This is a genomic window from Bifidobacterium apis (genome assembly GCF_036986835.1).
Lineage (GTDB): Bacteria > Actinomycetota > Actinomycetes > Actinomycetales > Bifidobacteriaceae > Bombiscardovia > Bombiscardovia apis_A.
In genome coordinates this window covers 368900-384639 of the sequence record NZ_BTXD01000002.1, presented here as the reverse complement: position 1 = coordinate 384639, position 15740 = coordinate 368900, and the positions used below count along the sequence as shown (strand labels likewise).

The 15740-nt window shown below is 61.3% G+C and carries 5 protein-coding genes; 1 reads left to right on the top strand and 4 read right to left on the bottom strand.

Going from position 1 to position 15740, the window contains the following annotated elements:
- Window positions 1–151: 151 nt before the first annotated feature.
- Window positions 152–1180 carry a LacI family DNA-binding transcriptional regulator gene (locus AACP62_RS05385; RefSeq protein ID WP_339346893.1) on the top strand — a complete coding sequence of 343 codons (1029 nt, stop codon included), beginning with the start codon at window positions 152–154 and terminating at the stop codon, window positions 1178–1180.
- A 5-nt stretch (window positions 1181–1185) separates the two neighbouring features.
- On the opposite strand, the gene AACP62_RS05380 is transcribed toward AACP62_RS05385, so the two are convergent.
- The 4 genes from AACP62_RS05380 to AACP62_RS05365 all read right to left on the bottom strand — a co-directional run bounded on the left by AACP62_RS05380 (window position 1186) and on the right by AACP62_RS05365 (window position 14991).
- Window positions 1186–3609, bottom strand: a complete 2424-nt coding sequence (locus AACP62_RS05380; RefSeq protein ID WP_339346891.1) for a beta-L-arabinofuranosidase domain-containing protein — start codon at window positions 3607–3609, stop codon at window positions 1186–1188.
- Window positions 3610–3849: 240 nt separating this feature from the next.
- A complete protein-coding gene (locus tag AACP62_RS05375) occupies window positions 3850–7302 on the bottom strand; it encodes an RCC1 domain-containing protein (protein WP_339346890.1) in 3453 nt (1150 codons plus the stop codon).
- A 377-nt stretch (window positions 7303–7679) separates the two neighbouring features.
- Window positions 7680–11402: an RCC1 domain-containing protein gene (locus tag AACP62_RS05370; protein WP_339346888.1), complete on the bottom strand. Its 3723-nt coding sequence runs from the start codon at window positions 11400–11402 to the stop codon at window positions 7680–7682.
- Window positions 11403–11679: 277 nt separating this feature from the next.
- The gene (locus AACP62_RS05365; protein WP_339346886.1) at window positions 11680–14991 is read right to left on the bottom strand and encodes an RCC1 domain-containing protein; all 3312 of its coding nucleotides are present in this window, start codon (window positions 14989–14991) and stop codon (window positions 11680–11682) included.
- Window positions 14992–15740: the final 749 nt, after the last annotated feature.

Here is a 15740-nt window from a genome sequence, read left to right as displayed (position 1 = left end):
TTCGTGCCAGCACAGCGTCTCTGTTTACCGCCTCACTGAAGACAAAGCAAGCAAACATCGTATTGCAACCCGTATTTCAGCTTCAAGTTCCTTGTCTGCCCGGCGATAGAATGGTCTGACGAATCAGGCGCGAGGGAAGCGACGGCTAAAAGTGACGACTCTGGATGATGTAGCTGGCCAGGCCGGGGTGTCGCGGATGACGGCATCCAATGCCTTGCGCGGCAAATCCTCGGTCAAGCCCGCCACGGCGCGTCGTGTGCTGGAGGCGGCTCAGCGGCTGGGATACCGGCCCAATCTGGCGGCCCGGCGGCTCAGCTCGGGCAGGTCCGGAATCATCGGCTTCTCCACTGTGGAACTGGATCGTTCGCCCTTCTCGGCGGCCTTGGCGGCGGCGGTATCAGATCAGGCCGTCAGCATGGGGTATCAGACACTGATTCAGCAGACCAGGCAGATGGCCAGCTATGAGTCCTCCATGGTGGCCGACATCGCCACCCAATTCTGCGAGGGAACCATCCTGTCCGCGCCGGCCCTGTCCGCTGACTTTATAGCCGCGCTCAATCGGCGCTATCCCTTGGTGGTTTTTGATGGCCCTCGACTGGACCGATCAGTAGACACCGTGCGCAGTCCTAACCGCCAGGGTGCCGAGGCTGCGGTGGGGCATCTGCTAGACCATGGTTGCCGACGGATTCTGGTTCTTGGCGCTTCCTACAAAGCCCCGGACGAGCTGGCCCAGTCCAGCCTGGGGTGGGAACAGCGGCTCTTGGGGGCCATGCAGGCAGCACGAGGCCATGGAATCCGCATAGGGCCCGAAGATGTGGTCGACTGTGACTGGAATCAGGGCAGCGCCGACCAGGCCATGGCCGCCCTGCTGGCTCGCCGCAGGGATTTTGACGGGGTCTTCGCCCTGACGGATGTGGTGGCCATCGGGGCCCTGCACGCGCTGGGGGAGCATGGGGTTCGGATGCCCGGGCAGGTGGCCCTGATCGGTTTCGACGGGCTGGAAGTGTCCCGATTCCTCACGCCTGCCCTATCGACCATCCGCGTGGATACGGACCGGGTGGCGGCCGAGTGCCTGCGACTGCTCATGGCTCGGATGAAGGATCCGCCCGGCAGGCATCAGCCCGAGCAGGTGGTCCTGCCTTTCACGCTGGTGGAGGCTGGCAGCACAGCCCGGTCCTGAGCCCTTCAACCGCGAATCAACGCCAGAGTCAGCAGGTCAGGGGTGGGATCTTCGGCTCCGGCCTGGATCTGCACCCTGACGGCCCGGTCGGGCAGGGCATCCAATCCATGACCGTTCAGGGGGTAGCGGTCCAGTGTTCTGCCGTTTTCACGGCTTCTTACGGGCTGGCCCAATTCCAGGCCTTCCGTCCGCAGCCAGTAGGGTGCAGCGCTGCCCTGGTCCCGCATGGCCACCTCCAGCATTTTCGCACCGCTGGAGGCATCCCGCAGCCGGTACGAGAAGCAGCCTCCAGCCAGGGCGTGACGGGTGTTGATTCCTTCGATCAGCTCCTGCCGGTCATTCCTGCCCTGATACTCGTGGTCGATTTCGGACTGCTGGGACCCGCAGTCCACCCGGTCGCAGACCTGCAGCTCGTGGGCCTGCTCCTGTGCATCAATTTCTTCCAGGGCCCGGTGAACACGGTCCGTATCGCCATCCTGCGCCCAGGGCAGGTAGACCGAGTATCGGGAGGCCTCGATGGATGTGAAGGGGACCAGCAGCAGGCGTGAATCGGTCCACCCTTGTTTTCCCTCCACGGGTCGGGAGACGGCCACCTCTATGGCGCCGTCATCCTGGGGGTGGGGCAGCAGGAAGTCCTGGGGCTCTCCCTGGAGCACGGGCAGGTCGCCCAGCGGACGCAGGGGGCCGGAAGCGATGTGCCCGGCACGGGAGTCGTCGGCCTTCAGGCCAATCAGGTCGGCATCGTCGCTGCGGGCGGCCATGACCTTGACGCCGCGCAGCAGGCTGACCCAGTCCGAACCGTCCGGCAGGGGCTCTGCAGTCACCCGGACCCGGTGGCACAGCTCCAGGCTAACTCGGCCGTTCCAGGTCAGATGCAGGTGGTCGAAGCGGGGGTTGCCTTCCGAATCGGGCTTCGCCGGCTCGATGGTCATGTTCGCCTGGCCTTGCGCGATCCGGTAATCGGCATTCTCCAACCACCAGGGATGGCGTATGTCGAGGTCCAGGGTCTGCTGGCTTTGGTCGTCGGCCTCCAAATCGATTCGGCCCAGGTTGGTGGTCCCGGGGCCGGGAGCGTAGGCCAGGCTGACCCGCAGCCCGCGCTGGGACCAGTCCAGGCTGGCGGGGATGAAGAGGTTGACCGCCAGGGACTCGGATTCCTGGCCGGGATCCTTTCCGGGTCGGCGCTCGAAAATCATGGCACCGTAGCGGGCGTGGTTTTCCAGGCCGGTGCCCACGCAGCACCAGAAGGAACGCTGGGCGCTGGAATAGACCCGATAGTGCCGGGGTCGCATGGGGGTGAAGTAGACGAAGCCGTGCTCGCGGATGCCCACCGTGGAGACCAGGTGGTTGACCAGGACCCGCTCATAGAAGTCCAGGTAGCGGGCCTGTCCGGTGCGGTCGTAGAGGTGCAGGGCCAGCTTGGCCATGTTGTAGCTGTTGCAGGTCTCCAGGCCCTCGCGGGAGGTGACCATGGCCGAGAAGTCGTCCGGCGGATTGAAATGCTCGGAGATGGAGTGGGCCCCGATGGAGACCGTGCGCTTGTCCACCACCCCATGCCAGAAGGTGTCCACGGCTGTGCGGAAGGCTTCGTCTCCGGTGATCTCGGCCAGGCGCTCGTAGCCCAGGACCTTGGGTATCTGGGTATTGGCGTGCAGGCCGGTCAGCTGGTCCTTGCCGACGGCCAGCGGCTCGAAGAAGGGACGGTCGGTCAGGCGACGGGCCTGGCGAAGATAGCGGTCGTTCCCGGTCAGCTGATAGAGGCGGGCGAAGGCCTCGTTCAGGCCCCCGTACTCGCAGGTCAGCATGGTCTGAAAATCCTGTTCGTCGATATTGTCTGCCAGGTCGCACCACCAGTCGGCCAGGCGCAGGACCATGACGCGGGCCATGTCGGAGGCGCTCTTGGTTTGGAAGGATTGCCAGCAGTCCAGCAGGCCGGCGAAGAGCTTGTGCAGATTGTAGAGGGGCACCCAGGAGCCCAGCAGATCGAAGGACTGGGCCTGCACCTGGCCCTCCCGCAGGTTCCGGAAGAGCTCGGCGCTGTGAGGCATTCCGCCCAAAAAGCCGTCGCCCGAGGCCTCCTGGCACTCGAGCAGGCCTGTCAGCATGCGGGTGGCGCGCTCCAGGAAGGGCCAGGTTTGCAGAGTCTGCCAGTAGGCCGCCAGCCCGGACAGGTAGTGGCCGCCGATGTGGCCGTCCAGGCCCATGGACTCCCAGTTGGGGTATGGATCCGCCTTGTTGGTTAGACCTGCCTCGCGCCGGTAGGGGGCCAGAAGGCGATCGGGATCCAGGCTCAACAGGTAGTCCGCGCCGGCCTGCTGTGCATCGGCGTAGATGCTGCCGGGGGTCAGGCGGACCTGCGATGGGTTGAAGCGGGCATCCGGCCCAGTATGGTCCTGCACGGACTGGGATTGATGGCGCGCGTCGGTCATGGCTCCTCCTTGTAGTGCCGTTCGGACAGGTCTGCGATGGCTGAGTCGGCGGCATTGCTGATGATAATTGTAGCGCTACATATATTGTCCATTCCAGCAATGCCGCTATACGATGCCAAAGCCGTCTGGCGGAAGAATATGGGTGGCCCCGTTGCGTTGGGGGAGTTGGGGCCACCCGTGTGGTCCGGGCCTGTGTTTGGGGATAGTGATAACCCGGACCTGCTTACACGAGGGAAGTCTTTATTGTTGTCGGCTGAGGGTTTCCAGCCGGTGGCGCCTGGCTGCTGCGGCGCATGCGAAAGCGAGCAGCCCGGCGATCAGCAGGGGGACCAGGCCGCCTCCGCCGGCCCTAGGCAACACGCTGATGGAGTTGTATCGATACGTATTGCTGGTGTCGGGGGTCTGGTCTGCTCCGTTCAGCCTCCAGTCGATGGTGACGGTTGCCATGCCGGGCATATGCGCCGGCGTGGCAACCGTCCAGGTGCCGTCGGGGTTCCTGGTCAGGTCGGAGACTTCAATATTGTCGAACAGGACATGCGTGGGGATGCCTAGTTCGGGGAAGTTGTCCTTGGCTGGACTGGCGGACCAGGTGTCGCCGGTGTCGCGGCCCAGCTGGCCCTTGGCGTTGTCCCCCCAGCTGTAGAGGTTGCCGTCAGATCCCAGGGCCAGGCAGTACGATGCACCTGCGCTGGCCTGGGTGAAGGTGATCCCTGCCGGGGTATCCACCTTGTTGGGCCTGCCTGCCGAGGTTTTGCCGCTGTCGCCCCAGGTGTACAGGCTGCCGTCGGAACCCAAGGCGATGGAATGCTTGCCTCCTGCGCTGGCCTGGGTGAAGGTGATGCCAGCCGGGGTGTCGGCTCTGCCGGGCTTGTCTGCGGGGGTGCTGCCGGTGTTGCCCCAGGTGTAGAGGCTGCCGTCGTCGCTTACTGCCACAGAGTGGCTTGCGCCTGCGCTGGCCTGGGTGAAGGTGACGCCTGCCGGGGTGTCGGCTCTGCCGGGCTTGTCTGTGGGGGTGCTGGTGGTGTCGCGCCCGAGCTCGCCGTGGGTGTTGTCTCCCCAGGTGTATATCTCGCCTTGTGTGTCCACGGCCACCGTGTGGCCCTGGCCTGCACTGACACTGGTGAAAGTAACATCTGCCGGGGTGTCGGCCTTGCCGGGTTTGTCAGCGGGGGAGCCGCTGGTGACGGTACGTCCCAGCCGGCCGGTGCCGTTGTCACCCCAAGTGTAGATGTTGCCGTCCGAGCCCAGAGCCACGGCATGAGATCCTCCTGCGCTCGCCTGGACGAAGGTGATGCCTGCCGGGGTCTCAACCTTGTTGGGCCTGTTGGCTGGGGTGCCGCTGGTGACTGTGCGCCCGAGCTCGCCGTGGGTGTTGTCCCCCCAGCTGTAGATGTTGCCGTCCGAGCCCAGGGCCACGGAAAATCCGTAGCCCGCGCTGACATGGATGAAGTTGACGCCTGCAGGGGTATCCGCCTTGCTCGGGTGGCTGTCCTGCTTGCCGGCGGTGTCGCGGCCCAGCTGCCCATGGCTGTCGTTGTCCCCCCAGGTGTAGAGGCTGCCGTCGGAGCCTACGGCTGCGGAATGGATGTCTCCTGCATCGGCTTGGCTGAGCCGGATGCCGCGTTCCGGTGGCGGGGTCAGCGTGACGGTTTGGCCACCGGTCTCAGGCCCGTTGTCCTTGTCGAGCTTCCACCTGTTGCTGTCGGCACTGCTCCAGTGGGCGGTCAGAGTCGCCGAGCCGGTGACCGGCCTGCTGAAGTCATAGGCTGTGTCGCCGATGAACCAGCCGTCGAACAGGTGTTTATTCTTGGTTGGATCCTTGGCGGGGGGTTTCAGTCGGTTTCCCTCGGTCACGGGTTGGAAACCGAACCCAGTGCCACCGTCGGGGTCGAAAACGATAAGGTAATTGCCCAGGTATCTGTAGGACAGACGCGCGTCTGGACGCTCACCGTTCATCCTCCAGGTGATGACTGTATCTACTCTGCCGTGGTCATGTGGGGGCGTGGTGACGCTCCAGGTGCCGTCCGGGTTGGCGTCGAGGTTGCTGCCGGGCGTCCCGCCGAAACTCACATTATCGGGCTTGGGATCCTCGGGGAAGGCGACCATGCCGGGGCGGCTGTCGTACCTGCCACTGGTGAGGCGTCCCAGCTGACCGTACTTGTTTTCTCCCCAGCTGTACAGGTTACCGTCGGAGCCAATGGCTAGGGAGTGGGAATAGCCGGCGCTGACCTCGGTGAATTGTGAGGCACCTGCTGGTGTAGGCACTTTGCCCGGCTTGACGTCGTATTTGGCTGACCCGGTGTCGCGGCCCAGCTGTTCGCAATCGTTTAGTCCCCAGCTGTAGAGGTTGCCATCCGAACCCAAAGCCAGGGAATGTCTGTGTTCTGTGCTGACCTGGGTGAATTTCGTGACGCCTGCCGGCATGGTCACTTTGCGCGGCGTGCGGTCTTGCCTCGCCGGGGCGGTGTTGCGTCCTAGCTGGCCATATTCGTTCCATCCCCAGCTGTAGAGACTGCCGTCTGAGCTGGTGGCCAGGGATGTCCACTCTCCAGCCTTGATCCAAGTGAATTTCTTGACGCCTGCTGGCATGATCATCTTGCGCGGTGAACGGTCACGGAAGGGATATCCGCCGGCGTAGCGTCCCAGCTCGTCATAAGTGTTGTCGCCCCAGCTGTAAAGGTCACCGTCCGAGTCAAGAGCCATGGAGTAGAAGGTTCCTGCGCTGATTTGAGTGATTTTTGTGATGCCCTTCGGCAAGTTCACCTTGCCTGGCTTGACGTCGTATATGGCAGAACCCGTGTCGCGTCCCAGTTCGCCGTACTTGTTTTCTCCCCAGCTGTAGAGATTGCCGTCTGATCCCAAGGCCAGGGAATGCCATTTTCCTGCACATGCTTGGGTGAAGTGGACACCGGCCGGTGGAGTGACCAGCCTCGGCTGATTGTCTATCTGGGGGTTGTCTTTTGGTGTCGTGCTGACAGTTTCGCGTCCCAGTTCTCCGTCGGCATTGTGCCCCCAGCTGTAGAGATTGCCGTCTGAACCGATGGCCAGGAAATGGGAGTAGCCTGTGCTGACCTGGGTGAAGTGGACGCCGGTCGGCGGGTTGACCAGGCTTGGCGTGCGCTTTTCGTCTTCAGGAGTCTCCAATTTGTAGTTGTTGTCTCCCCACCGGTAGAGGTTGCCGTCCGAGGCGATGGCCTGGGAACCTTCTTCTTTTGCCGGGATGATGTGGCTGAAGCGTATGTCTGGTTTGGTGGGCGGGGTCAGGGTGATTTTGGCGTATCCTCTGGTCTTCCCGGAGGCGGGGGAGAGGCTCCAGGCGCTGGTGCCCTTGGTCCAGTGGGCGGTCAGGGTGAGATCCGTGGTGACGGGCTGGGTGAAGTCGTAGGCCACCTTGGAGTCGCCGTTGGCGTCTTTGGCGAACCAGCCATCGAACAGGTAGCCGTCCCTGGTCGGGTCTTGTTCGGGACGGCTGGCCAAAGCACCGTCCTTGACGTTCTGGGAGTCGATGCCGCTGCCGTCTGCGCTGTCGAAGACGACCCGATACGAAGTTGAACCTGCCTGAGCACGGCTTGCTGCCGTACCGACGGATGCGTCTGTTTGCCGGTCTGCTGTAGTTTCTTCCAGTCTGGTCGGCTGGGCCGGGCCGATCGGTTTCGCGATGGCGTCGGCCGCAGTGAGGCCGCCGATGATCATGCTGGCTGGAAGAATGACAATAACTTTCAAAATGTCTACAACAATGGCTGACCGGGAAGACGCGTCCGGATGGCACATGATCGCTACAAACCCCTTTCCCAAGGTAAGGCGGTCCGATGATGAAAACCCCAAGTTTTTTCATCGGCTGCTTGCCGGGCACGTTCCCGGTAGCTAGAAAGAACGCTAGCATGCAGGTTCGGGTCTGAAGGGGAGCAACACTCGGATAAAACGAGTAAAAAATATTATGTCAAGTTAAGAAGCTGATATTTTCCTCTAGGCGCAGAGATAAAAAAGAAAATGGGTGGCTCCCTGATTTCAGGGGGGAGTGCGGAGCCACCCATCATGGCCGGGCCGTTCTTGGGGTGCGGTCCAGCCGCTTACTCAAGCGAAGTGAATTCGTGCCTGTGGCGTTTGGCTGCTAGGGCGCCGGCGGCGGCAAGCAGGCCTGAGGCGAGCAGGAGGAGTACTCCCGTCTCGCCTGTGAGGGGCAGGATGCCTTTGAAGGTATAGCTGAGGTGGGTCGGGGTCTGGTTGGCGGTGCCCTGGGACCAGTCCACGATCACATCAGACAGTCCCGGATTGTGGGCTGGCGTGGTCAGGGTGACTGACCCGTCCGCGTTCTGCCGCAGACTGTTGGCTGCCGTCTGGTCGAACCTGACGCCGGTAATCAGCGGCGGCGGATATAGCGCCACCAGCGTCGGCGTAATGATCTTCGTGCCGTTGTTGCTGCCCGTGCCGAGTTGCCCACGGTAGTTGTATCCCCAGCTGTAGCTCTTACCGTCCTGACCGATGGCCAGGGAACAAGCCGATCCTGCGCTGATCCGCGCGACCGTGAACCCCTTGCCTGCGTTGTCCTGGCCTGCGGGGGGTGACACTTGTGTGGGGACGAGCAGCTCGGAGGTTCCCTGGTTGCTGCCCAACTGGTCAAAGGTGTTTTCTCCCCATCCCCAGGCTGTGCCGCTCTGGTCGATAGTCAGCGAATATGTGGCTCCGGCGATGATTTGGGCGGCCTGGAATCCCTGGCTGGCATCGGCAGGGTTTTTCACCTGCGTGGGTGTGGACCGGTCGGTCAGCGTGCCATCGCCGATCTGGCCTGATGTGTTCCTTCCCCATGCCCAGGCTGTGCCGTCCTGACCGATGGCCAGCGCGTGGAGTTCGCCCACGCTGATCATCCTGGCCTTAAAGGTCTTGCCGGCGTTCTTGGGATCGGGCACGGGGGCTGGGTCGGCAGCATATACGGTGCTGTATTTTCCTGTGCTTTGGCCGTTGCCGAATTGTCCGTGGTTGTTGTATCCCCAGGTGTATACGTTGCCGTCGGCGTCCATGGCCATGAGGAAGCTGTATCTTGCGCTTACCTGGACCGCCTTCAGCCCCTTGTCGGAGCCGCTGGGATCCTTGGCCAGGGCCGGTGTCAGTTTGGGCGCGCTATAGGTGTCCTGGTCGTTGGTTTCGCTGCCCCAGACGTAGACGCGCCCATTCAGGTCGATGGCTGCCGAATCGGTGAAGCCGGCGGTCACCTGGGTGGCTTTGAAGGGTTGTCCGTCTGGGCCCTTGACGGGCTGTGGCTTGGAGTGGTCTTGCCTGCTGCCGTCGCCAAGCTGGCCATATTGATTTTGTCCCCAGCTGTAGACGGTCTGGTCGGAGCCAATGGCCAGCACGTGGGTTCCGCCTGCGGCGACCTGCGTGTAGGTGAACCCGGTAGCTGCGCCGTCAGGTAGGGGGACCTTGGTCGGCGCGTACTGTGTGGCCGTCGTACTCGGATCCTGGCCCAGCTGCCCGTAGTCGTTGCCGCCCCAGGCGTAGGCATTCCCATCGCTGGTCACCCCTACAGAAAAACCGGCAAAATTATCGCTGGCGCTTATCTGGTTGAAACGGATGCCCCGGCTGGTTTTGGGCGGGGTGATGGTCACCTGCTGGCCGCCCTGGGCATCGCCATTATTCGGGCTGATTGCCCAGCTGCCGATGTCTACAGGGCTCCAATGGGCGACCAGGGTGATGCTGCTGGTGACGGGCTGGCTGAAGTCATAAGCCACCTTGGATTCGCCTTTTGAGTCCTTGAGGAACCAGCCGTCGAACAGGCAGCCGTCTTTGGTCGGGTCTGCGATCGGGCGTGTGGCCTGCCTGCCTTCGGTGACGGACTGGGGTCCGGGCATGCCCGAGGGTGCTGTAGGGGAGTCACTGTCGGAAGAAAAAGTGACATGGTAGGTGTTCACGTATTGGTAGGTCAGGTGGGTGTCGGGCTGCTGGCCGTTCATGCCCCAGATGATGGTGACATCGGTCTTGCCTGCTGCATGCTGGGGCGTGGTGACGCTCCAGGTGCCGTTTGACTGGGCGTTGAGGTTGGTGCCGGGCGTCCCGCCGAAGCTGACGCTGACGGGTCTGGGATCCTCGGGGAATGTGACTGTGCCGGGGAGGGCTTCAGAACGACCAGTGGTCGTGCGTCCCAACTGGCTTCGGCTGTTGTCTCCCCAGCTGTAGAGGTTGCCGTCCGAGCCTAGGATCAGGGAGGAGGTATTTTCTGCGTTGATCTGGATGCAGCTGATGCCTGCCGGCAGGGATACTTTGCCCGGTACGAAATTTCTCAAACTGTTGGCATCACGCCCCAGCTGGCCGAATTTGTTGCTCCCCCAGCTGTAGAGGTTGCCGTCCGAGCCTACGGCCAGGGTGTGTTGGTTTCCTGCGCCGAACTGGGTGAATCTCGTGACGCCTGTGGGTAGCGTCACTTTGCCTGGATCGATGTTTTGTGTGGGTGTGTCGGTGTCTCGTCCCATCTGGCCGTAGCTGTTGTAACCCCAGCTGTAGAGGTTGCCGTCTGAGCCCATGGCCAGAGAACACCATCCCTGTGCGGCAATCGCGGTGTATTTCGTAACGCCTTTCGGCAGGATCACTTTGTTCGGCAGGGTTCCTGGCTGTTCGCTGTTGGTGTTGCGTCCGAGTTCGCCCTGAGTGTTGTCCCCCCAGCTGTAAATGTTGCCGTCCGAGCCCAGAGCCAGGGAATAGAAGGTTCCCCCGCTGATCTGGGTGCAGGTGATGCCTGTCGGCATTGACACTTTGCCTGGCGTGGCGTCGTAGGTCGCTGATCCCGTGTCGCGTCCCAACTGGCCTCGGCTGTTGTCTCCCCAGCTGTAGAGGTTGCCGTCCGAGCCGATGGCCAGGGATTGCGAGTATCCGGCGGTGAACTGGGTGAAGTGGACGCCGGTCGGCGGGGTGACCAGGCCCGGTCTGTCAGCTGGCGTGATGGTGGTGCTGCGTCCCAGCTGCCCGTTGTCGTTTAGTCCCCAGCTGTAGAGGTTGCCGTCCGAGCCCATGGCCAGGGAAAGGCTCATTCCTGCGCTGGTCTGGGTGAAGTGGACGCCGGTCGGCGGGGTGACCAGGCCTGGGGTGCCTTCTGGCGCCTTGCTCGGTGCGGCGGCTGGTATCTCATTGGTGTCGCGTCCCAGACTTGCTTTGTTTTGTCCCCAGCTGTAGAGGTTGCCGTCCGAGCCCATCGCCAAGGTATGCCATAGACCCGAGCTGATGTGGCTGAATCGTACGCCGGGTTTGGCGGGTGGGACCAGGGTGATCTTGTCGCCTCCGGCGGCTGACCCGGAGGTGGGGGAGAGGCTCCAGGCACTGGTTCCCTTGGTCCAGTGGGCGGTCAGAGTGAGGTCTGCAGTGACGGGTTGGGTGAAGTCGTAGGCAAGATTGCCGGTGAACCAGCCGTCGAACAGGTAGCCGTCCCGGGTCGGGTCCTTGGCGGGCCGGCTGGCCAGTGCGCCGTCATCGACGTTTTGAGGGTCGATGCTGCTGCCGTCGGCGCTGTCGAAGGTGACGGTGTGCCTTGTTGAGCGTGCCTGGGGGCGGCTGTCAGGTGTTTGATCGTGTTCGGGTGTGGTGTTCGGTGGCGATGGTGTGGTGTTCAGTGGCGAGGGTGTTGGTGTCAATGGGGACCGGGGTGTCGTCGGCGTGGTCTGCAGCGTTGGCTGGCTTGTGTCGGTGTTGGTGTTGGTGTTGGTGTCGGCTGAGGCGAGGCTGCCCATAATCAGACATGCGGGCAGGATGATGGCAAGCAGAAGGCTCGCGGCAATGCATGGCCGGGCAGAAGCATCCCTATGGTGCATGATGGCTGCGAACCCCTTTCCCCAAACAGGTGGCTCGATGATGAAAATCCCCAAGTCGCTTCACGAGACGTGTGCCGGGGACCATCCCGACAGCTGTATCGCAGTCTATCACGCGCGGACGGGCAAGAGTGAAAGCAACACCCGGGTGAATGCAACACCCGGTTGAATAAAGAAGGGTGGCTCCGCTGTGTTGGGGGATTGCGGGGCCACCCTGTAGGGCCAGGATCGTCATAATTTGGGGATAGACGTAATCCGGGCCTGCTTACTCGTGCGAAGTCTACTGATTCAGGCTTCCGGCCTTTCTCATGCGTCGCGCTGCCATGGTTGCCGTGATGATGAGCAGACCAACGGCGAGGGGCAGGAATATGCCGGTGCCGCCGGCCCGAGGCAGGACGCTGATGGAGGTGTACAGGTAGGTGTTGCTGGTGTCAGGGAGTTGCGTAACCCCGTTCAGCGTCCAGTTGATGGTTACCGTAACCGGCCCTGGTGTGTAAGGCGGCGTAGTCACATTCCAAGTGCCGTCATTGTTGGCTGTCGGATAAATTCCGCTCGTATTGCCGAACTGAACGAGTTTGGGAATGCCGACTCCAGGGAAAATGATCTTGCCTGGATGCGGATCATGGTCACCGCTGATGTCGCGTCCCAGCATACCTTGGTCGTTCTTTCCCCAGCTGTAGGTGTTGCCGTCCGATCCTATGGCTGAAGAGTGATTGCCTCCTGCCTGAGGCTGGATGAGGGTGATGCCGGCTGGAGCGTCCACTTTGGTGGGCAGATGGTCGGATTTGCCGCTGGTGGTGCGTCCAAGTTGTCCGCAATCGTTGTATCCCCAACTGTAGAGGTTGCTGTCCGATCCTGTGGCGAGGGCAAAGTAACTTCCCGCCACAAACCGGGTGAAATGAACACCTGACGGCATGACGACCCTGGAAGGGGTCGCAGAAATCAGTTCCGTGTTTCCCAGCTGATCTTTGTTGTTGCCTCCCCAACTGTAGAGATTATTGTCGGAGCCGAGAGCCAGCGAGAAGTTCAGGCCCGTGCTGGCTTGCGTAAATGTGACGCCGGTTGGGGCCTTTACTTTGTAGGGCAGAGGGTCATATAGGTCAGTTGTCGTACTACGTTGGCGGCCCAGTTGGAACGAATTGTTGTATCCCCAGCTGTAGAGGTTGCCGTCCGAGCCCAGGGCGAGGACATGCTTGCTGAATGGACCTGTGAAAACCTGGGTGAATGTGATGCCTTCGGGTGCAGCGACTCTAAGAGGGTCTCTGCTCTTTAATCCTGACCTGCCTTGCCCTAGTGCACCTTCCCTATCGTCTCCCCAGGCGTAGAGGTTGCCATCGGAGCCTAATGCCAAGGCGAAGCTATCGCCCGCGTAGACTCGAGTGTAGTGGATTCCCGCAGGCGGCGCCACTTTGTCTGGGGGATTGCGATTGTTGGCGAAGGTGTTGCGTCCCAGCTGTTCACAATCGTTGCTTCCCCAGGTATATACATAGCCGTCTGAGCCAAGGGCCAAGGCGAACTTTTGTCCTGCAGCGGCCTGGGTATAGCGGACTCCGGCGGGAGTTTCCACCACGACAGGCTTATCTGAGGGGGTGTGTCCAAGTTGGTAATTATAATTTGTTCCCCAACTGTAAAGGTTGCCGTCTGAACCGAGAGCCAGGGAAAAATCCTGTCCCGCTTGGATCCAAGAGAAGCGGATTCCATGTGGGCCTTGCGGCGGGGTGAGTTTGACGCTCTGGCCGCCGGTTTGCGGTCCTTCCTTCTTGTCGATGTTCCAGTGCGAGACGGGACTGAAGTGGGCGACCAAGGTGATGTCGCCGATGACGGGCTGATTGAAGTCGTAGGCTATATTGGAGTCGCCCTTGGAGTCTTTGAGGAACCAGCCGTCGAACAGATAGCCGTCCTTGGCCGGATCCTTGTCGGGGCGGAAGGCCTGATCGTCATCCATGACCCGCTGGGCATCTGGTGTTGGTGTACCGCCTGCGCTGTCGAAGGTGACTGTGTACGTGGAACCATCATACTTGTAGGGCAGGTGTGCATCGGGCTGATGGCCGTTCCTGATCCATGCGACTGTTAAGTCCACCCGGCCCTTTTCGTGCGCTGGGGTGCGGAAACTCAAGGTGCCGTTCTGGTTCTTGGTAAAGTCGGTAATCGGGGTTCCATCCAGCTTGGCGCTGATGAATTTGAATGCTTGTGGGAAGTCGGCCTTGTTTGGTGTGGTAACTGGCACACTGCTGGTGTTCCCGGCACCCAGCTGGCCGCTGCTGTCGTCTCCCCAGTCGTAGAGGTAGCCGTCCGAGCACATAGCCAGGATGTGCCTGTACCCCGCACTGAATTGAGTATAGGTGATGCCGTCGGGCATGTTCGCTTTGTCCGGCTGGTTTGTGGTTTCACCACCTGTATCTCGTCCCAGCTGGCCGCTGCTGTTGTCTCCCCAGCTATAGATGTTGCCGTCGGAACCAGTCGCCAGAGAGTAGTCGTATCCCGCGCCGACCTGCCTTGTTCTGATGCCGTCAGGCAGGGCTACCTTGCTGGGCTGGCTGGTGCTGCCATACCCCCAGTTGTATGCATTGCCATCTGAATCAATAGCCAGTGTGTGGCGGTATCCTGCGCTGACCTGGGTGAAGCTCAAACCGTCCGCAGTATCCATCTTGTATGGCTGATTGGCCGGTTCGCTGGCGGTGGGTGTGCGTCCCAGCTGGCTGTTGCTGTTGTCTCCCCAGCTGTAGACGCTGCCATCAGAGGCGAGTGCAAAGGAAGCCGTGCCGCCCGCGGACACCTGGGTGAACTTTACGCCTTTTGGAAGCGGTATTGGGTTCGGGTACGCGTGCCCATAAATCGACGAGTCACCATGGAGTTCGCCGGTTTCGCGTCCCAGCTGGCCGCTGCTGTTGTCTCCCCAGCTGTACACAGTTCCGTCCGAGCATGTGGCCAGCGCATAGTTTGGTCCTGCGCTGACTTGAACAAAGCTTTTGGAGGAATTTGTAGATGGGACCACCTGATTTGGCACGGGACTTGATGAGTGGACGAGACCTAGTCCTGACTGGCCTTTTTCATTGCTTCCCCAGCTGTATAGATGGTTACTGATATCGATGGCCACAACAAATTCGTCTCCTGCGCTGACCTGGATGAAGCGGGTGCCACCTGGAACGTCTACTCGTCCAGGCCGATCGGCAGGTTCGCTGGCGGTGGGTGTGCGTCCCAACTGCCCCTCGCTGTTGTTGCCCCAGCTGTATAACACTCCGAGCGAGTCAAGGGCTAGTGAAAAGTCTTTTCCTGCGCTGAACTGGCTGAAGCGAATATCTCCTATGGCCGGCGGGGTCAGGGTTGCTGTCGTGTTGCCGGTGGCAGGACCATGGTTGGGGCTGAGACTCCAGGAATTGAGACCCTTGACCCAGCGGGCTGTCAGCGTGAGGTTTTCGGTGACGGGCTGGGTAAAGTCATAGGCGACATCCCCAATGAACCAGCCGACAAAGGAATAGCCTTTGCAGTAGGGGTCTGGGGGACGTACCACCCTGCTTCCACGGCTGAGCGTTGACTTTTGTGTTGACGAACCTATTGTGCTGTCAAAAGTTACTGTGTATGTTGTGGCCAAGCGTGGCTGGACCGAGTTTCCGTTGCTTTCGTCTGCCTTGTCAGCATTATTGGAATCACTGTCAGACGGGGTGGCCGTAGGAGCAGGGGAGGAGTCGGAAGAGGGAGTCGGCTTGGTGGGATTCTGGGGTGCGGTAGTAGCCGACGGCGATTCCGATGTGTCTGGGGCAGTGGAAGGCGTTGATGGTGTTGCTGAGGTGTTTGGGGTTGCTGTAGGTGAAGAAGGTGTCGCGGGTTTTGTTGACGGGCTCTGCGAGATTACGGTGCTGGAGGAAGTGCCGGGGTTTTGCTTATCTACCCGAGCGGTCGGTCGACCCCCCCCCCCCGGTGCCTTCTAGAGCAGTCTGCGCGCTCGCGCTGGCTGCACTGGAATCGTTCGTGACTGGCTCGGCAGTGGCAGCAAGGCCAGTCAGAAGGCTGGTAGGCAGGATAATCGCGAGCAGAAGGCCAGCAACAGTGGATGACCGAATCTGCTTTTTCCGACGATGACGCATGATGGGTGCGATCCCCTTCCTCAAAATCAACGGCCCGTTGATAAAAATCCCAAGAAAAACGAGCTGCACGCCGGGAACGGTCCCGGCTTCTACTTCATCATGCTACCACGCTCTACACACATTGACTGCGGGACTGGAATTCGGCGGAAGTGCCGGTGTCAGCCGCTGCCTTGTGGGTGTCTATATTGCGTTGTTTTCCTTTTGCTGCTGGGGTTGAAGGGGGAGGGTGGGTGGCTCCGCTGAGTTGGGGTCTGCG